Source organism: Variovorax nitratireducens, from assembly GCF_051216545.1.
Classification (GTDB): domain Bacteria; phylum Pseudomonadota; class Gammaproteobacteria; order Burkholderiales; family Burkholderiaceae_C; genus Variovorax.
The window spans coordinates 165,582-186,109 of the sequence record NZ_JBPJZO010000002.1 but is presented as its reverse complement, the minus strand read 5'-3'; the positions used below and the strand labels follow the sequence as shown (position 1 = coordinate 186,109).

At 66.6% G+C, this 20,528-nt stretch carries 15 protein-coding genes; 11 read left to right on the top strand and 4 right to left on the bottom strand.

Annotated elements, in window-relative coordinates; translation table 11 throughout:
* The first annotated feature begins 69 nt into the window (after positions 1 to 69).
* The 9 genes from ACSFA8_RS06170 to ACSFA8_RS06130 all read left to right on the top strand — a co-directional run bounded on the left by ACSFA8_RS06170 (position 70) and on the right by ACSFA8_RS06130 (position 12,590).
* Positions 70 to 1,275: an ABC transporter substrate-binding protein gene (locus tag ACSFA8_RS06170; protein WP_435478625.1), complete on the top strand. Its 1,206-nt coding sequence runs from the start codon at positions 70 to 72 to the stop codon at positions 1,273 to 1,275.
* Positions 1,276 to 1,491: 216 nt separating this feature from the next.
* Positions 1,492 to 3,408 (top strand): ABC transporter permease, encoded by a 1,917-nt coding sequence (locus tag ACSFA8_RS06165; RefSeq protein WP_435478624.1) that lies wholly within the window; start codon positions 1,492 to 1,494, stop codon positions 3,406 to 3,408.
* Complete coding sequence (locus tag ACSFA8_RS06160; protein WP_435478623.1) at positions 3,405 to 4,217, top strand: ABC transporter ATP-binding protein; 813 nt, start codon at positions 3,405 to 3,407, stop codon at positions 4,215 to 4,217. The genes ACSFA8_RS06165 and ACSFA8_RS06160 overlap by 4 nt, the downstream gene beginning before the upstream one ends.
* 58 nt (positions 4,218 to 4,275) lie before the next feature.
* The gene (locus tag ACSFA8_RS06155; RefSeq protein ID WP_435478622.1) at positions 4,276 to 5,010 is read left to right on the top strand and encodes an ABC transporter ATP-binding protein; all 735 of its coding nucleotides are present in this window, start codon (positions 4,276 to 4,278) and stop codon (positions 5,008 to 5,010) included.
* A gap of 160 nt (positions 5,011 to 5,170) precedes the next feature.
* Positions 5,171 to 5,890: a bifunctional nicotinamidase/pyrazinamidase gene (gene pncA / locus ACSFA8_RS06150; RefSeq protein WP_435479195.1), complete on the top strand. Its 720-nt coding sequence runs from the start codon at positions 5,171 to 5,173 to the stop codon at positions 5,888 to 5,890.
* 57 nt (positions 5,891 to 5,947) lie between these two features.
* Positions 5,948 to 7,054 (top strand): ABC transporter substrate-binding protein, encoded by a 1,107-nt coding sequence (locus ACSFA8_RS06145; protein WP_435479194.1) that lies wholly within the window; start codon positions 5,948 to 5,950, stop codon positions 7,052 to 7,054.
* The gene (locus ACSFA8_RS06140) at positions 7,032 to 7,541 is read left to right on the top strand and encodes a (2Fe-2S)-binding protein (RefSeq protein WP_435478621.1); all 510 of its coding nucleotides are present in this window, start codon (positions 7,032 to 7,034) and stop codon (positions 7,539 to 7,541) included. The genes ACSFA8_RS06145 and ACSFA8_RS06140 overlap by 23 nt, the downstream gene beginning before the upstream one ends.
* Complete coding sequence (locus ACSFA8_RS06135) at positions 7,538 to 11,335, top strand: molybdopterin cofactor-binding domain-containing protein (protein ID WP_435478620.1); 3,798 nt, start codon at positions 7,538 to 7,540, stop codon at positions 11,333 to 11,335. Before ACSFA8_RS06140 ends, ACSFA8_RS06135 begins: the two co-directional genes overlap by 4 nt.
* Before the next feature lie 46 nt (positions 11,336 to 11,381).
* On the top strand, positions 11,382 to 12,590 hold the full coding sequence (locus ACSFA8_RS06130; RefSeq protein WP_435478619.1) for a fumarylacetoacetate hydrolase family protein: 1,209 nt from the start codon (positions 11,382 to 11,384) through the stop codon (positions 12,588 to 12,590).
* Positions 12,591 to 12,691: 101 nt separating this feature from the next.
* Here the strand turns inward: ACSFA8_RS06130 and ACSFA8_RS06125 are convergent, their stop codons facing one another.
* The 4 genes from ACSFA8_RS06125 to ACSFA8_RS06110 all read right to left on the bottom strand — a co-directional run bounded on the left by ACSFA8_RS06125 (position 12,692) and on the right by ACSFA8_RS06110 (position 18,465).
* Complete coding sequence (locus ACSFA8_RS06125; RefSeq protein ID WP_435478618.1) at positions 12,692 to 13,948, bottom strand: NAD(P)/FAD-dependent oxidoreductase; 1,257 nt, start codon at positions 13,946 to 13,948, stop codon at positions 12,692 to 12,694.
* Positions 13,949 to 13,972: 24 nt separating this feature from the next.
* Positions 13,973 to 15,478: an L-piperidine-6-carboxylate dehydrogenase gene (gene amaB / locus ACSFA8_RS06120; protein ID WP_435478617.1), complete on the bottom strand. Its 1,506-nt coding sequence runs from the start codon at positions 15,476 to 15,478 to the stop codon at positions 13,973 to 13,975.
* A gap of 22 nt (positions 15,479 to 15,500) precedes the next feature.
* A complete protein-coding gene (locus ACSFA8_RS06115; RefSeq protein WP_435478616.1) occupies positions 15,501 to 17,252 on the bottom strand; it encodes a thiamine pyrophosphate-binding protein in 1,752 nt (583 codons plus the stop codon).
* Between the two features lie 76 nt (positions 17,253 to 17,328).
* Entirely contained in the window at positions 17,329 to 18,465 is a 1,137-nt protein-coding gene (locus ACSFA8_RS06110) for a saccharopine dehydrogenase family protein (protein WP_435478615.1), read from the bottom strand.
* Positions 18,466 to 18,792: 327 nt separating this feature from the next.
* Between ACSFA8_RS06110 and ACSFA8_RS06105 the strand changes: the two genes are divergently transcribed.
* Entirely contained in the window at positions 18,793 to 19,713 is a 921-nt protein-coding gene (locus ACSFA8_RS06105) for a transporter substrate-binding domain-containing protein (RefSeq protein ID WP_435478614.1), read from the top strand.
* A 106-nt stretch (positions 19,714 to 19,819) separates the two neighbouring features.
* Complete coding sequence (locus ACSFA8_RS06100) at positions 19,820 to 20,527, top strand: amino acid ABC transporter permease (protein ID WP_435479193.1); 708 nt, start codon at positions 19,820 to 19,822, stop codon at positions 20,525 to 20,527.
* Position 20,528 lies beyond the last annotated feature (1 nt).

Sequence of the window (20,528 nt, the reverse complement as noted above, 5' to 3'; positions counted from 1 at the left end):
AGCCGGTTCCGCGGTGTTTCGCGAAAAGTCAGTTATTCGTTTTTGTTCCCTGTCCTCAAGGAGTTTTTCATGAAACCACTGCGTCATGTCTTCAGCGCCGCGGCACTCGCCACCCTGGCCACCGCTCTCGTTCCCGCGCATGCGCAGGGCGTGATCAAGATCGGCGAGGTCAACAGCTACAAGGCGCAGCCCGCCTTCCTCGAGCCCTACAAGAAGGGCATGGAGCTGGCCGTCGAAGAGATCAACGCCAAGGGCGGCGTCAACGGCAAGAAGCTCGAGCTCATCACGCGTGACGACAACGCGAACCCCGGCGATGCGGTGCGCGTGGCCGAAGAGCTGGTGGCACGCGAGAAGATCGACGTGCTGACCGGCACCTTCCTGTCGAACACCGGCCTGGCCGTGGCGGACTTCGCCAAGCAGAAGAAGTTCTTCTTCCTGGCCGGCGAACCGCTCACCGACAAGATGACCTGGCAGGGCGGCAACGAGTACACCTTCCGCCTGCGCCCCGGCACCTACATGCAGGCTGCGATGCTGGTGCCCGAGGCGGTCAAGCTCAACAAGAAGCGCTGGGCCATCGTCTACCCCAACTATGAATACGGCCAGTCAGCCGTGGCCGCCTTCAAGAACCTGCTCAAGGCTGCGCAGCCCGACGTGGAGTTCGTGGTCGAGCAGGCCACGCCGCTGGGCAAGGTCGACGCCGGTGCCGTGGCCCAGGCACTGGGCGATGCCAAGCCCGATGCCATCTTCAACGTGCTGTTCGGCGCCGACCTGTCGAAGTTCGTGCGCGAGGGCAACACGCGCGGACTGTTCAAGGATCGTGCCGTGGTCAGCGTGCTGACCGGCGAGCCCGAATACCTCGACCCGCTGAAGGACGAAGCGCCCAACGGCTGGCTCGTTACCGGCTACCCCTGGTACGGTATCCAGACGCCCGAGCACAAGGCCTTCTTCCTGGCCTACCACGGCAAGTACAAGGACTATCCGCGCCTCGGCTCGGTGGTCGGCTACAGCATGATCAAGTCGGTCGCGGCCGGCATCGCCAAGGCCAAGAGCACCGAAACGCCGAAGCTGGTCGCCGCCTTCAAGGGCCTGCAGGTCGACACGCCGTTCGGCAAGATCACCTACCGTCCGGAAGACCACCAGTCGACCATGGGTGCGTTCGTCGGCAAGACCAAGAACGAAGGCGGCAAGGGCGTGATGGTCGACTACGTCTACCTCGACGGCGCCAAGTTCCAGCCGTCGGCCGCCGACGTCAAGAAGGCACGCGCGGCGCAATGAGGCTCGCCCCCAGGCTACGCGCACCTCGTGTCGCTTCTCCTTCCCCCTGCCGGGGGCAACACCGGTGGCCCGGCAAAGCCGGTTCCACGGTGTTCCTGGTAGGGCTCCCTCCCCTTTCGGGGGAGGGTTGGGGTGGGGCACGACGGCGCCAACCGCGGGGCTGCGTTGAATGCGGATACCTTGCCCAAATGAAAACCGCCACCTGAAGGTCTTCGGATGAGTCTTTCGTCATTGCTGCTGCAGTTCCTCACCGGGCTCTCATCGGCTTCTTCGCTGTTCCTGGTGGGGGCGGGCCTGTCGCTGATTTTCGGCGTCACGCGCATCGTCAACTTCGCGCACGGCTCCTTCTTCATGGTGGGCATCTACATCGCCTACACACTGGTCGACAAGCTGGGCACCGGCCTGGGCTTCTGGCCGGCACTCGTGATCGCGGCCGTCGCCGTGGGCATCCTCGGCGCGCTGATCGAGGTGGTGCTGCTGCGCCGCATCTACAAGGCGCCCGAGCTGTTCCAGTTGCTCGCGACCTTTGCCCTCGTGCTGGTGATCAAGGACGCAGTGCTGTGGCTCTGGGGCCCCGACGAGCTGCTCGGCCCGCGTGCGCCGGGCCTGTCGGGCTCGGTCGAAATCCTCGGCCGGCAGTTTCCGAGCTACGACCTGTTCCTGATCGTGATCGGCCCGGTGGTGCTGGGCCTGCTCTGGTTGCTGCTCACGCGCACGCGCTGGGGCACGCTGGTGCGCGCCGCCACGCAAGACCGCGAGATGGTCAGCGCGCTCGGCGTCAACCAGGCCTGGTTGTTCACGGCCGTGTTCGCGCTCGGCGCCCTGCTCGCAGGGCTCGGCGGTGCGCTGCAGTTGCCGCGCGAGCCCGCCACGCTCGAGATGGACCTCAACACCATCGGCGCCGCCTTCGTGGTGGTGGTGGTCGGGGGCATGGGCTCGATCCCGGGGGCCTATGTTGCGGCACTGCTCATTTCCGAGATCAAGGCCGTCTGCATCTGGCTCGGCGTGGTCGACGTGTTCGGCTATAGCGTTTCGTTCTCCAAGCTTACGCTGGTGGTCGAATTCCTCGTCATGGCCGTGGTGCTGGTCTGGCGCCCCTGGGGCCTGTTCGGCAGGCCGCAGGCGCCGAGCCGTTATGTCGGCATGCAGGAAGAGCCGCTGCGCCGCGCCGGCAAGGGCTACCTCTGGCTGGTCGCCGCACTGGGCGCCGTGCTGATGGCGATGCCGCTGCTCACGGCCGATTCGCCCTACACCACGGTACTGCTGATCGACCTGCTGATCGCCGCGCTGTTCGCGGCCAGCCTGCACTTCATCATGGGCCCGGCCGGCATGCACTCGTTCGGCCACGCGGCGTATTTCGGCCTTGGCGCGTACGGCGCGGCGCTGATGGTGCGTTCGAGCGGCCTTCCGATGGAGGTGGCGCTGATCGCGGCGCCGCTGGTCGCGGCCATCGGCGCCTTCGTCTACGGCTGGTTCGCGGTGCGGCTGTCGGGCGTGTATCTCGCGATGCTCACGCTGGCCTTCGCGCAGATCACCTGGGCCATCACCTACCAGTGGGATTCGTTCACCGGCGGCAGCAACGGCCTCACCGGTGTCTGGCCCTCTTCGTTCCTGTCGGACAAGCGCGCCTATTACTGGCTCACGCTGGTGCTGGTGGGCGGCGGCATCCTCATGCTGCGCCGCGTGCTGTTCTCGCCGTTCGGCTACGCGCTGCGCGCCGGGCGCGATTCGGTGCTGCGTGCCGACGCGATCGGCATCGACGTCAAGCGCATGCAATGGACGGCCTTCGTCATCGCGGGTGCCGCGGCCGGGCTCGCCGGGTCGCTCTATGCGTTCTCCAAGGGCAGCATCTCGCCGGAAAGTCTCAGCGTCGGCAAGTCGGTCGACGGCCTGGTTATGGTGCTGCTGGGCGGCATCCAGACGCTGGCCGGGCCAGTGGTGGGGGCCTTCACCTTCAGTTGGCTGCACGACTCGGTGGCGCGCAACACCGACTACTGGCGCGCGATGCTGGGCGCGATCATCCTGATCCTGGTGCTGCTGTTCCCGCAGGGCATCGCGGGCTTCACGAAGCAGCTGTTCGACCGGTTGAAGCGCAAGCCGGATGCGGTCGAAGTGAAGGGGGCCAAGGCATGAGCACGACGTCCCTTCTCAAGGTCGACAACCTCGGCAAGTCGTTCGGCGGCGTGAAGGCGGTCGACGGCATCAGCTTCGAACTCGCGGCCGGTGAACTGCTGGCACTGATCGGCCCCAACGGCGCCGGCAAGTCGACCACCTTCAACATGGTCAACGGCCAGCTCAAGGCCGATCAGGGCTCGATCCTGTTCGACGGGCACGAACTGGTGGGCCGCAAGCCGCGCGCGATCTGGCGCCTGGGCGTCGGCCGTACCTTCCAGATCGCCGAAACGTTTGCGTCGCTCACCGTGGTCGAGAACGTGCAGATGGCGATGCTCTCGCACGACGGCAAGCTGTTTTCGATGTGGCGCCGCGCGGCCGAGCACAAGCGCGACGAGGCGCTCGCGCTGCTGGAGCAGGTCGGCATGAAGGCGCAGGCCGATCGCCCATGCAGCGAACTCGCGTACGGCGACGTCAAGCGCGTCGAACTCGCGATCGCCATGGCCAACAGCCCGAAGCTGCTGCTGATGGACGAGCCCACGGCCGGCATGGCGCCGAAGGAACGCAATTCGCTGATGGCATTGACCAAGGAACTCGTGATCCAGCGCGGCCTGGCCGTGCTGTTCACCGAGCACAGCATGGATGTGGTGTTTGCCTACGCCGACCGCATGATCGTGCTGGCCCGCGGCCGGCTCATCGCGCAGGGAAAGCCGCTCGAGATCCGCGACCATCCGAAGGTGCAGGAGGTGTACTTCGGCAGCGGCAAGACCTTCGAGAAGATTGCAGAGAAGGCCGCGGAAGTGAACGCGGCAGTGGGAGCGGCGATATGAGCGCCGCCCGGCCGCCCGAAGGCGCTCGGCACCGCAGCCCGCAGGGCGGAGGTATTCAATGAGCACACACGAAACATTGCTTCAGGCGAAATCGCTGTGCGCCTGGTATGGCGCCGCGCAGATCCTCTTCGACGTGGATCTCGAAGTGCGGCGCGGCGAAGTGGTCGCGCTGATGGGTCGCAACGGCGCCGGCAAATCGACCACGCTCAAGGCGCTGATCGGCATGCTGCCCAAGCGCCGCGGCGCAGTGAGCTTTCTGGGCCACGACATCTCGAAGCGGGAGCCGCACGTGGCGGCACGGCTGGGCCTGGGCTTCGTGCCCGAAGACCGGCGCGTGTTCACCGACCTCACGGTGATGGAAAACCTCGAGGTCGGCAGGCAGCCCGAGCGCCGCTGGACGGACGGCAGCAGCGCGCCGGTGTGGACGCCTGAACGGCTGTTCAAGCTGTTTCCCAATCTGGGTGAAATGCCGAACCGTCCGGGCGGCCGCATGAGCGGCGGCGAGCAGCAGATGCTGACCGTGGCGCGCACGCTGATGGGCAACCCGTATCTGGTGCTGCTCGACGAGCCCTCGGAAGGCGTGGCGCCCGTGATCGTCGAGCAGATGGCCAACATGATCCTCGAGCTCAAGGCACATGGCGTGAGCATCCTGTTGTCGGAGCAGAACATGCACTTTGCCGAGCTGGTGTCGGATCGCGCCTATGTGCTCGAAAAGGGCCAGATTCGCTACCAAGCCTCGATGGCGGAACTTGCCGCGAACGACGAGATTCGCCGCGCGTATTTGAGCGTATGACCCCCAGTCTTCGCGCACTTCGTGTCGCTTCGCCAACCCCCTTCCAGGGGGCAACACCGACGGCCCGGCAGAGCCGGTTCCGTGGTGTTCCTGGAATGGAGTCGCGACGTTTTGAGTTTTTGTCTCTCAGCTTTTTACAGGAGCCCACACCATGTCCGCAATGCATCGCAGAACCCTTCTCCAGTCCGGCGCCGCCCTCGGCCTCATGGGCGGCTTCGGCCTGTCCGCCTTCGCGGCCGGCAAGATCAAGCCCGGCAGCAAGGCTGCACTGATCGTGGTCGACGTGCAGAACTGCTTCCTCGACGGCGGTACGCTCGCAGTCAAGGGCGGCAACGAAGTCATCCCGATCATCAACAAGCTGGCACCGGTGTTCGAGAACGTCGTCGTCACGCAAGACTGGCATACCGCAGGCCATGCCTCGTTCGCAAGCACGCACACGGGCAAGAAGCCGTTCGAGACCACCAAGCTCACCTACGGCACGCAGGTGCTGTGGCCGGATCACTGCGTGCAGGGCACCGAGGATGCCGCGCTCGGCAAGGAACTCAAGGTGCCGACCGCGCAACTCATCATCCGCAAGGGCTTCCACAAGGACATGGACAGCTACTCGGCCTTCGAGGAAGCCGACCACAAGACGGCGACCGGGCTTGCCGGCTACCTCAAGGCGCGCGGCATCAAGACCGTGTTCGTCACCGGCCTGGCCACCGACTTCTGCGTGGCCTGGACCGCGATGGATGCACGCAAGGCAGGCTTCGAAGCCTATGTGATCGAAGACGCGACACGCGGCATCGACCTCAATGGTTCGCTGGCTGCGGCCTGGAAGCAGATGACCGCCAAGGGCGTCAAGCGCATCCAGTCGGCCGACATCGCAGTGGCTGCCTGAGGTATGGGCTTGCACTTCAAACAACATGCCCGCGCGGCGTGGCACGCGGCGCTTTGGCTGGCCGCCGCGCTGCCCGGCCTGGCGCTCGCCGAGAACGGCGTGACCGACAGCACCATCCGCATCGGCCAGTCGGCCGTGTTCAGCGGCGTGGCCAAGGACTTCGGCATCGACTACCGGGCCGGCATCCAGCTCTACTTCGACCGGGTCAACAAGAGCGGCGGCGTCAACGGCCGCAAGCTCGAACTGGTGTCTTACGACGATGCCTACGAGCCGCAGCGCACGGCCGCCAACACAGCCAAGCTGATCGACGAAGACAAGGTGTTCGCGCTCGCCGGCTATGTGGCCACCGGCAATCTGGTGGCCGCGATGCCGCTGGCCACCAAGGCAGGCGTGCCGATGTTCGCGCCGCTGGTCGGCACCACATCGTTCCGCACCAACTTCGACCGCCACCTGTTCCATGTGCGCGCTGGCTACGACCTCGAGCTGCGCAAGATCATCAGCCACCTCTCGACCATCGGCAACAAGAGCATCGCCGTGGTGTTCCAGGACAGCGCCTTCGGCAAGGCGAACCTCGCCACTTGCGAGCAGCTGGCGGCCGAGTACAACGTCAAGGTCGTTCAGACCCTGCCGATGGCGATCACCGCAACCGACGCCAAGGCCATCGGCGAGAGCCTGACCAAGGCACAACCCGGCGCGGTGGTGATGATCATGGCCGGCCGCATGAGCGAGGTGTTCATCCGCGACTACCGCACCAGCGGCGCCGCTGCGCCGCTCTACACGCTGTCGGTCGGCATCACCGATGCGCAAGGCTCTGCGCAGCGCCTCAACGGCAAGCTCGAAGGCCTGGTCACGGCCAGCATCGTGCCGCCGCCGCAGGTGCCGCGCCTGCCGATCGTGGCCGACTACCAGCGCGACCGCGCCGAGTTCGGCCAGAAGATCGACAGCTACACAGCGCTCGAGGGCTACATCGTCTCGCGCGTGATGGTCGACGGCATCAAGCGCGCGGGCCGCAGCCTCACGCGCGAAGGCTTCATCACCGCGCTCGAAGGCATGGGCAACGCGCGCTTCGGCGAGTTTCCCGTGACCTACAGCGCGAAGAACCACAACGGCTCGAACTTCGTGGATCTGGAGATGTACACCCGTGACGGCAGCCTGCGGCGCTGAAGCCGCACAGAGACTCGAACTGCAGGTCAATGGCCGGCTGCAGGCGCTGGCCGTCCCGCGCGAGGCCTCGCTGTTGCATCTGCTGCGCAACGACCTCGGGCTCAACGGCCCGAAGTACGGCTGCGGGCTCGGCCAGTGCGGAGCCTGCACGGTGTGGGTCGACGGCGTGGCCGCGCGATCCTGCGTGATTCCGGCGCACGGCGTGGCAGGCCGCTGCATCACCACGCTGGAGGCCCTCGGCTCGCGCGACGACTGGCATCCGGTGCAGCAGGCCTTTGAAGATGCACAGGCGGCGCAGTGCGGCTATTGCCTCAACGGCATGGTGATGCAGGCCGCCGCGCTGCTGGCACGCGAGCGCAGGCCGAGCGAGGATCGCATCCGTGCCGAGCTGTCGGGCAACCTGTGCCGCTGCGGCACGCATGTGGAAATTTTGCGCGCGGTGCAGCTCGCCGCGCAGCGCATCGCCGACAAGGACGAGCCCTTGTGACGCGTCGCGCCGATGCGCCGCGCACGCGGGCCGATTTTCTGGAGGCCGATGGCGTGCTGGTCGTGCTGCGCGAGACACCGCCCGCGCCGCCTCCAACCCCGGGGCAGCCACCACTCGTTTCCGGCAATCCGGCCGAGGGCCCTGAAGTCCTGCTCGCGCTGTGGGACGACGGCAGCGCGACCGCACTCAACGGCCATGTCGATCTCGGCACCGGCCTGCAGACTGCGCTCGCGCAGATCGTGGCCGAAGAACTCGACCTGCCGCTCGCGCAGTTGCACGTGGTGCTGGGCGACACCGCGCGCGCGCCCAACCAGGGCGCGACCATTGCCAGCGCATCGATCCAGTTGCACGCAGCGCCGCTGCGGCTCGCCGCAGCGCAGGCGCGCGGTTGGCTGATCGCGCAGGCGGCCGAATGGCTCGGCATTCCCGAAGCCGACCTCACGGTGACCGAAGGCCGCGTGCATGCGCGGGCCGATGCCTCGGTTGGCCGGTCGTTCGCCGAACTGCTTGTGGGGCAACGCGGCCTGCTGATGCTCGCCGTCGACACGCCGCTCAAGCATCCCGACGACTATCGCCTGGTCGGCACGAGCGTGCCGCGCGTCGACATTCCGGCCAAGCTGGCCGGCGATGCCGTGTTCGTGCACGACATGCGGGTGCCCGGCATGCTGCATGGCCGCGTGGTGCGGCCACCCTATGCGGGCGCCGACCACGGCGAGTTCATCGGCAACACGCTGGAGGCGGTCGACCAGGCGTCGATCGCGCACATTCCCGGCATCCGCGCCGTGGTGGTGATCCGCGATTTCGTCGGCATCGTGGCCGAGCGCGAGGAGCATGCCGAGCAGGCGCTGCGTGAACTGCGCGTGCAGTGGAAGCCCTGGCCGGGCTTGCCGTCGCTCGACGACCTCGAAGGCGCGATCCGTGCCAATCCGTCGACACAGCGCCTGCTTGTCGACGAAGGCGATGTCGACGCCGCGCTCGCCGCTGCAGCGCAACCGATGCCGCGCACGTATGTGTGGCCCTACCAGATGCATGCGTCGATCGGGCCGTCCTGTGCGCTGGCCGACTGGCGCGGCGATGGTTGTGCCGCCGGGCCGCTCCCAGGGCGGAATGCGGCCCCCTCGGGGGGCAGCGAGCCACACGCAGTGGGTGAGCGTGGGGGCACGGTGCTCACGGTGTGGGCCGGCACGCAGAATCCGCACGTGCTGCGCGCCGACCTCGCGCGCCTCATGGGCCTGCCCGATGTGGCCATCGAGGTCGTGCGCATGGAGGCGGCCGGCTGCTATGGCCGCAACGGCGCCGACGACGTGGCCGCCGACGCGGCGCTGCTGGCCCGTGCCGTGGGTGCACCGGTGCGCGTGCAGCTCACGCGCGAGCAGGAGCATGCCTGGGAGCCCAAGGGCGCGGCGCAACTGATGCAGGTCAATGGCGGGCTCGCGGCCGACGGCAGCGTGGCGGCCTACGACTTCGAAACCTCGTACCCGTCGAACGGCGCGCCGACGCTCGCGCTGCTGCTCACGCGCACCATCGAACCGGTGGCGCAGGCCTTCGAAATGGGCGACCGCACCGCGCGCCCGCCCTATGCCTACGAGAACCTGCGCGTCAAGGTCAACGACATGGCGCCGATCGTGCGTGCCTCGTGGCTGCGCGGCGTGTCGGCGCTGCCGAGCTCGTTCGCGCACGAGTCGTATGTGGACGAGCTGGCCACCGCTGCCGGCATCGACCCGGTCGAGTTCCGCTTGCGGCACCTGCCCGACCCGCGCGCCGCCGAGCTGCTGCGCGCCACCGCGCAGAAGGCCGGCTGGCGCATGCGCACCGGCCCGCAGGAGAACGCCGACGGCGGGCTCGGTGCCGGCGGCGACATCCTGTTCGGCCAGGGCGTGGCGTATGCGCGCTACATCCACAGCAAGTGGCCCGGCTTCGGCGCGGCCTGGGCCGCCTGGGTGGCCGATGTCGAGGTCAACCAGAAGACCGGTGAAGTGCATGTGCGGCGCGTGGTTGTCGGCCACGACGCGGGTCTGCTGATCAACCCGGCCGGCGTAGAGCACCAGATCCACGGCAACGTGATCCAGACCACCAGCCGGGCACTGAAGGAGAAGGTGCAGTTCGCGCCCCAGGCGACGAACCAGGCCGGGCTGTTGCCCGGCGTGCCGCCCGCCGGCGTGGTGGTGAACCGCGAATGGGGCAGCTACCCGATCCTCAACTTCCGCGAAGTGCCGGTGATCGAGGTGATGCACATGCCGCGGCCCGGCGAGCCGGCGCTCGGTGCGGGCGAGTCGTCGTCGGTGCCGGGCACGGCGGCGATCGCCAATGCGATCTTCGATGCGACCGGCGTGCGGTTCCGGTCGCCGCCGTTCACGCCCGAGGTGGTTCGTGCAGGCTTGCACCCGGACTTGCTCCCTCCCCCTCCGGGGGAGGGCGGGGGTGGGGGCGAGCAGCGGTCGAATGGCGACGCCCTCGTGCCCCCATCCCAGCCTTCCCCCGGAAGGGGAAGGAGCAAAACCGCCTGGGCCACGGCCTTCCTGCTCGGCAGCCTCGGCGCCATCGCCGGCCTGTTCGGCTGGCGCCCCGCGATCGCACCGGTCGCACTCAGCGCACCGGTCTACACCGAAGCAACGATCGAACGCGGCCGCGTGCTCGCCGCCATCGGCGACTGCGCCGTCTGCCACACCGCGCCCGGCGGCGCCGTCAACGCGGGCGGCCGTGCGATGGAAACGCCGTTCGGCACGCTCTACACCACCAACCTCACGCCCGATGCAGAGACGGGCATCGGGCGCTGGTCGTTCAGCGCGTTCCAGCGCGCGATGCGCGAAGGCGTCTCGCGCGACGGCCACAAGCTCTACCCGGCGTTCCCGTACACCGCGTTCGCCAAGACCAGCGACGACGATCTCAATGCGCTCTACGCGTACTTCATGGCGCAGCCCGCGGTGCGCGCCGAAACGCCATCGGCCGAGCTGAAATTCCCGTACAGCGTGCGCCCGCTCATGGGCTTCTGGAACGCGATGTTCCACGACCCGGCGCCGTACCAGCCCGTGGCCACGCAGACGGCCGAATGGAACCGCGGCGCCTACCTGGTCAACGGCCTCGGCCACTGTGGCGCCTGCCACACGCCGCGCAATGCGCTCGGTGCCGAACAGGGCGGCAGCGCGTATCTGGCGGGCGCGATGGTCGAGGGCTGGGAAGCGCCTGCGCTCACTGCGCGCTCGGCCTCGGCGGTGCCCTGGAACGCCGATGCGCTCTACCGCTATCTGCGCCATGGCCATGCGCCGCAGCACGGCATCGCCGCAGGCCCGATGGCAGAGGTGGTGCGCGAACTCGGCGCCGTGCCCGATGCTGACATCCGCGCGATGGCGAGTTATCTCGCCAGCTTCAACCCGCAATCGACCGAAGCGCAGGCCGCTGAAAAGGCGCAGCAGGTGATCGCCACGGCCGCCAGCCGCCAGGGCCAGCTGCTCAGCCCGGCGCAGCGCATGTTCGACAGTGCGTGCGCGAGCTGCCACCACGACGGCAACGGCCCGACGCTGCTCGGCGTGAACACGCCGCTCGCGCTCAACAGCAATCTCACGAGCAGCCGCCCCGACAACCTGCTGCGCACCATCCTCGACGGCGTGCGCGCGCCGGCGACCCAGGACATCGGCTTCATGCCCGCCTTCCGCGAGGCGCTCGACGACGCGCAGATCGCCGAACTCGCCGGCTACATGCGTGCGCGTTTCGCGCCCGGCGAGCCGCCCTGGCGCGATCTGCCGCAGGAGGTGGCGCGCGTCCGTGCGAGCGCTTCGCACAGCGCGGCGCGCTGAGCACATCCCGGTACCATCGGGCGAAGAAACCCGGAGACACATCGACATGCCCAGCGCCACCCTGACCCCGCAAGATGCCCTGCCACGCGACGCCGATCGCGCCACCCTGATCGGCCGCCTCTGGCAACCCGACGTGGGCCCGGTCCTGGTGGCCGTGCACCAGGGTCAACTGCACGACCTGTCGCGCATCGCGCCCACCGCGAGCCAGTTGCTCGAACTCGACGCGCCGGTGGCGCACATCCGCACGGCGCTGCGTGACGGCACGGCCCCGGGCATTGCTGCACTAGATGCGGTGCTGGCCAACAGCGACGAGACGCTGCGCGACACCTCGAAGCCCTGGCTGCTCGCGCCCTGCGACCTGCAGGCCATCAAGGCCAGCGGCGTGACCTTCGTCGCCAGCCTGCTCGAACGCGTGATCGAGGAGCAGGCGCGCGGCGACGCGGCCAGGGCCGAATCGATTCGCGCCGGACTGACCGACGTGCTGGGCGACAACCTTGCCGGCATCGTGCCGGGCTCGGCTGAAGCCGCGAAGGTCAAGGAGGTGCTGATTGCCCAGGGCGTGTGGTCGCAGTACCTCGAGGTCGGCATCGGCCCGGATGCCGAGATCTTCACCAAGGCACCCGTGCTGGCGGCGGTTGGCACCGGTGCCGATGTCGGCATCCACGAAGGTTCGGCCTGGAACAACCCCGAGCCCGAAGTCGTGCTGGCTGTCAACAGCCAGGGCCACACCCGCGGCGCAGCGCTTGGCAACGACGTGAACCTGCGCGACTTCGAAGGCCGCAGCGCACTGCTGCTCGGCAAGGCCAAGGACAACAACGCGTCGTGTGCGATCGGCCCCTTCATCCGCCTGTTCGACGAGCACTTCGGCATCGACGACGTGCGCCGCATCACGGTAGGCCTGCAGGTCACCGGGCCCGAGGGCTTCGAGCTCGAAGGCGCGAGCTCGCTCGCGAAGATCAGCCGCGACCCGCTCGACCTGGTGGGCCAGGCGATCGGCCCGCAGCACGACTACCCCGACGGCCTGATGCTGTTCCTCGGCACCATGTTCGCGCCCACGCAGGATCGCCATGGTCCGGGGCAGGGCTTCACGCACGTGGTGGGCGACCGCGTCAGCGTCAGCGCCCCCGAGCTCGGCGCGCTGGTCAACCGCGTGGTGCATTCGCAGCAGGCCGCGCGCTGGAACTTCGGCATCGGCGCACTGATGCGCAACCTGGCCGGGCGCGGGCTGCTGCAGGGCGGGGCGCCGACGGCATGAGCGCACCGAAGCCCGCGTGCATCAAGACGCGGCTTTTGCAAGCCATCAGGGCGGCTTGACCCGGGACATGCCGCGCCTCGCGGCGCCGCCGCCTCCGACAGTCAGCGAATGAAGCGGGATGGGCGGAACGGCGTCGGGTCGAAGGCACAGGCTTCCCCGGCCATCATGGATGCCAACAGGGAGGCGGTTCCGGGGCCGGTGCTGAAGCCGATGTGCTGGTGGCCGAACGCGAGCCATAGGCCAGGATGCCGAGGGCATTCGCCGATGATCGGCCGGCTGTCCGGCAGCGTGGGCCGGCTTCCAAGCCAGGCGTCCGTATCGAGCCGGCTGTCCAGGGGAAAGGCTTCCCGTGCAGAGCGCTCGGCGAGTTCGAGCTGGGCCAGGTTCTTTGGCGCGTCGCGCGCGGCGAGCTGCACGCCGGTGGTCAAACGCAAGCCCTGCTCCATGGGGGACAGTACATAGCCGCCGCCGGTGTCGTAGATCGGACGTCCAAGAGAGGCGCTGCCGATGGCGCCATAGTGCATGTGATAGCCGCGCTCGAAGGCCATCGGCACCGACAGGCCGAGTGACTTCCGGGCGAACTCCTTGGTCCACGGGCCCAACGCGAGCACGACCCGGGCGGCCTCGTGAACCAATCCGCTCTCCTCGGTGATCTGCCAGCCGTCACCCGCGCCCGACCGGCTGATGCCGCCGATGAGCGTCTGCTTGATCCGTCCTCCCCGGGCGACGAACAGCTTTGCATACGCCTCCACCACGCGGCCCGGACTGTCCACAGAGGACGCGTCCTTGATCCAGAGCGCGCGGGGGAAAAGAGGCTTCAGGTCGGGCTCCAGCTCCGACAGCTCATGCGCATCGAGCGTTTGTGTCGAGACGCCGAATTTGTCGAGCGTGTCGCGCGCAAGCCGGCCGCCGGCAAAGCCCTGTTCGCTCCGATAAAGAAACAGCCAGCCAGTGGCGCGGAGCCGATGCGCAGCGCCTGCCTCGACCAGCAGGCGCTGATGCTCCTTCGTCGAGAGCCGGATCAACGCGTCGAGCGCCGTCGTGGTCTCCTGGAAACTGCCGGGGCGCGCGCGGGAGAGAAAGCCCAGCGCCCAGGGCAGGTTCCTGGCCAGGAACAGCGGGTCGTAGCGGAAGCTCGCCGAATTGTTCTTCAGCAGCTTCGGCAGCATTGCCCACAACCCGGGATGGTTGAAGGGCATCAGCGAGCTGCGCGCGATCACGCCGGCGTTGCCGTACGAGGTCTCGCGGCCTGGCGCCACGCGATCGAAGATCGTGACGTCGTGGCCGCGCCGCTGCAGCTCGAGCGCGCACGACACGCCGACAATTCCGGCACCCAGAACGGCAACAGTGTTTCTCATCAGGCGACGGTCATCGTTGCAGGGTCAAGCGAAGGTGATGCCTTGGGCCAACGGCAACTCCTTGGAGAAGTTGATCGTGTTGGTGGTGCGGCGCATGTACTGCTTCCACGCGTCGGAGCCGCTCTCGCGATCGCCGCCCGTTTCCTTCTCGCCTCCGAAGGCGCCGCCAATCTCCGCGCCATTCGGCCCGATGTTGACGTTGGCCATCCCGCAGTCCGAGCCGGCTGCGGAGATGAAGGTCTCGACCTCGCGCATGTCGTTCGAGAAGATGCATGACGACAAGCCTTGCGGCACGTCGTTGTGCACTTCGATCGCGTTGTCGAAGTCGTCGTAGGTCAGCACATAGAGCAGTGGCGCGAAGGTCTCGTGGCGCACGATGGCCGTTTGCGCCGGCATCTCGACGATGGCTGGATGCACGTAGAACCCGTTCGGAAAATTCTTTTCCAGCGCCCGCTCTCCGCCGATCAACACCTTGCCGCCTTGTTCCTTGGCTGCCTTGATCGATTCCTGCATGGCGTCGTAGGCGGCTTCATCGATCAGCGGGCCGACCAACGTGCCGGGAGTCAGAGGATTTCCGATCCGCAGGGTCGCGTAGGCCTTCAGCAACTTCTGGAGCAGCGCGTCCTTGACGGTGCGATGCACGATCAGGCGGCGCAGCGATGTGCAGCGTTGGCCCGCGGTGCCGACGGCGCCGAAGAGGATGGCAAGCAGCGCCATGTCGAGATCCGCTGCGGGCGTGACGACCATGGCGTTGTTGCCCCCGAGTTCAAGGATGCGCTTGCCGAACCGGCTGGCGACCTTGGGGCCGACCGCACGGCCCATCCGCGTGGATCCGGTGGCCGAGATAAGCGGAATCGAGGGGCTTTCGACCAGGGCTTCGGCCAGGGGCGCTTTGCCGATCACGATCTGGGCCAGTCCTTCCGGTGCCTTGTCGCCGAAGCGGGCGATCGCGCGCTCGAGCGCCTTGAAAGTGGCGATGCCCGACAGCGGCGCCTTCTCCGAAGGCTTGAAGATCACCGGGTCGCCGCACACCAGCGCGAGCGCTGCGTTCCACGCAAACACCGCGCTCGGGAAGTTGAACGCCGTGATGATGGCGACCGGCCCCAGCGGGTGGTACTGCTCCATGATCCGATGACCCGGCCGCTCGGACACGATGGTCTTGCCGCACAACTGCCGGGATTGGCCCAGCGCGAATTCGCAGATGTCGACGCCTTCCTGCACCTCGCCCAGGCCTTCTTCGATGATCTTCCCGACCTCGATCGAGACGATGTAGCCGATGTCCTGCTTGGCCTTGCGCAGTTCCTCGCCCCACAGGCGCACCAGCTCGCCGCGCACGGGTGCCGGCACGTTGCGCCATTTCAGGAAAGCGGCCCTGGATTTGGCGATGACCTCGTCCACCTGCGATGCAGGCGTCTCGTGCAGGCGGGCCAGCTCGGCGCCGTCGACGGGAGAGCGCACGGCCAGCGAGCCGCCTTGATATTCATCAGGCTCGAAGCCACAGCGTTGAAAGACGGACGACAGTTCACTCATGGTGTTCCTTGGTTCCAAAAGTTTAAAGGTAGGCGACGTCTTCGGGCTGCAGCGCCAGGGGATCGAGGCCCTTCCTGCTGAGCCAGGAATAGACCGGCGGCACGCGATCGGCAAGCGACTCGACATGGATGTCCATGAGGCAGGGGCCGTCGTATTCGAAAGCTTCGTCGAGCGCAGCGATCAGCTCGTTGGGCGTTGTGACGGTCCAGGCCTTGATGTCGAAGGCCTCAGCGATGGCCTGGCCGCGCGGGGGCAGGAAGTCAACGCCGAAGCACTCGTCGTGGCCCTTCAGGCGGTGAAGGCCCTTGATCCAGCCGAAGCAGCCGTTGTTGAACAGCATCAGAAGCGCGGGCACCTTCTTGCGTACCAGCGTTTCGAGCTCGCCGACGGCCATGTTGAACGAACCGTCGCCGAACATGCCGATCGGCCGGCGGTTCTTGTCCGCGTACCAGGCGCCGACTACCGCGGGGATGGCCGAACCGAGGCCACCGAATGCGCGAGGAATCACGAAGCGGGTGCGGCGATCGCCGATCCGCAGGAAGCGCGTCATGTAGGGGGTCGGTGTTCCGGCGTCCGAGAGGATGTGTACGGCCTTGCCGTACTTCTCCAGGCGCTTGCTGAACTCGCGAACCACGCGCTCGGGCCGCAGCGGCACGTCGTCGAGCGACAGCACCGACTCGGCATGTGCCCAGAAATTCGAGCGGTATTCGTTGAGGTGGTCGACCCACTTCTGATGCTTCGACGTGTCGAAATCGGCCGGGGTCTCTTTCAGGAGTTGCTGCAGCACGAGCTGGGCATCGCCCGCGATCGACAGCAGGTTCTCGTAGTTGTTCGCGAGACGCTCGGGGTTGATGTCGATCTGCACGACGCGCTTGTTCAACGTCGACTTCGGGAAAGTCCAGCCCACCGTGACCACGGAGCCCATGCGCGAGCCCACGAAGATGACCAGGTCGGACTCCTCTAAGGCGCGGTTGGCGTGCGGGTGGAAGCCGTTGTCGCCGATGACGCCGATCGCCAAGACATGGTCGTCCGGCAAGGCGCCTTGCCCGGTGATCGTGTTGACGACGGGAACGTTCAGCCTGGCTGCAACGTCGGTGAGCGCGCTGCCGGCGCAGGAGCGGTTCACGCCCCCGCCCGCAACGAACAAAGGCTTGCGCGCGGCCTTGAGCAGGCCGAACAGTTCGTCCAGTTTCCCGGGGGCGGGCGCCATGGGGAATGCGGGGAAAGTCTTGCACTCCGGCTCGACGTGCAGCGAGATCGTGGCCGGATCGATTTCGGCGAGGAGCATGTCCTCCGGGATCTGCAGGTGCACCGCGCCCGGAGTGCCGGAACAGGCGACCCGGAATGCGCGCCGGATGATCTCGGGGAGCTTGTCTGCCGACTTGATCTGCACCGACATCTTGGTCACCGGCTCGAACAGCTTCGCGCAATCGAGTTCGGTGATCATGCCGCGGCCTTCGCCGGGCAGCGGCAGGTCGATCGTCAGAAGAATGACCGGCACCGAGGACGCATTCGACTCGGCAACCGGGGGCAGGGAATACATGGCACCGGCACCGGAAGGGCACTCGAAGATGCCAGGCTTGTCGGTAAGGCGTGCATACGCGTCGGCCATGTAGCCCGCGGAGCGCTCGTCGCGCGCCATCACGTGTTCGATATCGCCGGCGCGGCGCTGGAGCGCCTCGTAGAACGGGACGTTCGTGTCCCCCGGGACACCGAAGAGAACGTCGACGCCGTAGTTGATCAACATTTGCACGAGCACATCTGCACCACGCATGGGAAGCTCCATTTTTTGGATTGACGAAAAGAGGGGCAGCTGTGCCGGCCCGATGCCGGCACAGCCGAAAAACCGATCAAGCGTGCGCGGGTTCGCCAGTGGCCGCGCTGGGGGCGAACGAGACGCCGAGGCCCTTGTAGTAGTGGCCGACCCGGGTCGCGAGGAACTGCTCAAGCGGGGCCTGCTCCTGGCCGACGAAGCCGCGGGCCGGAAGCTTGCCTTGCTGCAGCAACTCGAACACGCCGACGACGCCGGCAGCGGTGGTGAGTTCGATCGCGGTGCGATCCTTCCCGCGCAGCGGCGCACCGAACACGCGTGCGACGCGTGTCTCCTGTTCGAAGCGGCCATCGCGCAGGCCGGACGCCGAGGCAAACAGGATCACGACGTCTTCGCGGCTGTGCGGCACGGCATGCTCGAGCACCTGGCGCAGCAGATCGCGGCGCTCGATCAGGCGCAGGTCGTGCAGGAGGAAGTCCATCGCGGCGCGGTGGCCGGGATAGCGAATGGTCTTGTAGTCGAGGTTTCTGACCTTCCCCTTCAGGGTCTCGCACAGCGTGCCCAGGCCGCCCGACGTGTTGAAGGCTTCGAACGCCTCCGCGTCGAGCGTGAAGGTCTCGTGCCCTTCCATCGGCTGCACGGACACGAGCTGGCCGTTGACGATGGCATCACACGGATTGCAGTACTCGTTGATGACGCCGTCGATGCTCCACGTGAAGTTGTAGCGCAGGCTGTTCGTCGCATTGCGCGTGAGGGCGCCGACGCGCAGGCGCAGGTCGTAGAGTTCGTCGAAGTGGCTGGCCAGGTAGCCGCCGAGCATGCCGATCACGCCGGGCGCCAGGCCACTCTGCGGCATGAGGATCGACGTCGCGTCGTTCGAGAGCTCGCGGATGGCCTTCGTCGCCGCCACGTCTTCGGTGAGGTCGAAGTAGTGGACGCCGCACCTTGCAGCCTCGGTCGCCACGCGCTGCGCGAGGTAGAAGGGCAAGCAGTTGATCACGACCGAATGGGCCGAGAGCGCCGCACCCAAGTCCTGCGTGCTCTCGACATCGAGCGCGACCCGGCGAACCAGCGCGTCGCTCTCGGCGGCGCGGCCCGGCTTCACATCGGCGAGCGTCACCGGCAAGCGGTGGTACTCCGCGATCATGTCCGCCACCGTGCTGCCGACCTTGCCAGCACCCAGAACCAGAACGTTTTCGATCTGCAGCTTCGTCATTTCATTTCTCCTGTGAGCATGTTTGCCCGCTGGGGAAACTGTAGGAGCGAGTGCTGGCAGATGGTAGAGAGCAGATCGTCGAAAGAGCGCGCCGCTTCGTCAATCTGACGAGGGCGTTCGTCAGGTTGCGGCATCCGGCGCAGGCCGCATCCCGAATACAGGCGTCGCCAAGGCTGCTATGAGCTTTCGGTCTGAAGTCGCCAGCGCGCCGCTTGAGAGCTGCAGGCCTCCGGAAACGGGTCCAAGCCGAGATAGCATACGTTTCGCCGAGAACGCTGTCGGTATGACGAGAGATTTTCGTCATATTGACGATCTGCCACGTTGTTTGTGACAGCACTGACTTCTAGACTTCATCCCGAGCTGGAAAGTGTTCTTTCCTTTTTTTCAATGGCGAGCTTCTTGCTTGGAGATACCGTGTTCACAAAACGAAATTTCTTCTGCGCCCTGGTGGCCCTGACCACCGCCTGCACTTTCGGTTCAGCCTCCGCGCAAGAGGCTGAAAACTCGTTGGCCAGAGTGCAGCGAACCAAGGTTCTGCGCGTCGGCGCGGTGGCTGGCGCCATTCCTTATTTCGCCAAGGACATCAGCAGCGGGAAATGGGAAGGCTTCGGGCCTGACTTCGCCGAGAGCCTGGCACAAAAGCTCGGGGCCAAGGTCGAGTACGTCGAGACCACCTGGGGCAACGCGGTGCTCGACCTGCAATCTAACAAGATCGACGCGATGTTCGGTATGGCGCCGACGCCAGCCCGCAAGGAAGTCGTGAACTTCTCCGAGACGCTCTTCGACAACACCTACACAGTCGTTTGCAAGAAGGGCATTCCTCAGAAAACCTGGGAGCAGCTGAACACGCCCGAGACCAAGATCGTCGTGGACGTTGGCTCGAGCCACGATCAGCTGGCGACGCGCGTGCTGCCCAAGGCCGAGGTAACCCGCCTGGAAAATTCGGGCGCTGCCACGATGTCCCTGCAGGCGGGGCGCTCCGATTGCCAGATTCTGGTGATCCTGCTGGCGCAGCCGCTGCTTGCGAAGCGCGCCTCCATCGGCACCATGTACATCCCGCAGCCCGTCTACACCGCGCCGGTGAGCATCGGGCTGCGCAAGGAGCCGGATCCCGGCATGCAGAAGGCAGTGAACGCCTGGTTGACAGAGGTTCGCGCGAAGGGCGAAGTCCGCGGCGTGATCCTCAAGAACATGGAAAAACTGGCCGGCGTGCCCGCCAGCTCGTTCCCGCCTGAAATCAAGTTCTGAGGAGGCTCTCATGAACTCCGTGGAAACCTCGGACGAGCCGAAGAGCCGCTCTCAACTTGGCATAGCGCTGTTGGTGCTTTTCGCCATTGCGGGCATCTGGGCGGCCATGAAGCATTTTTCGGGCGGCGTCCCGGGTGCTGGGGCCGCGGGGTATGACTGGGATTTCGGCGTGTTGTGGAAGTACCGGAGCCTGTTGCTGACCGGCCTGATGTACACGCTGATCTTCACGGTGGTCTGCGTCGTCCTCGGGCTGTTGGTCGGCCTGGTGACCGGCCTGGGCCGGCTCTCCAGCAACCCTCTGCTGACCGCGCCACTGCGCGCCTACATCGAGGTGTTCCGTTGCACGCCTGTGCTCGTTCAGCTTGTCTGGTTCTACTACGCCTTGCCTGTTCTGACCGGCATCGAAATGTCAGCCATGGTGGCCGCCACGGTCTGCCTGACACTCTATGGCGGCGCCTTCTACTCGGAGATCGTTCGCGGGGGGATCATCTCGATCGATGCCGGACAAACGGAGGCAGCCAAGGCGCTCGGCATGACGCGCCTGCAACTGCTGCGGCGCGTCATCCTGCCCCAGGCGTTCAAGAAGATGGTTCCGCCGCTGATGAACCAATCCATCATGCAGCTGAAAAACACTTCGCTGCTCTCCGTACTGGCCGTCCCCGACCTGCTGTATCAGGGGCAGGTGATCGCACACGACACCTACCGTCCGCTGGAGATCTACACCTTCATCGCGATCACGTACTTCGCGGTTCTGTTGCCTATCACGATCTGGGCCAAGCGCATGGAATTCGGCGCAGGCGCGAAGGAGGTTTGAA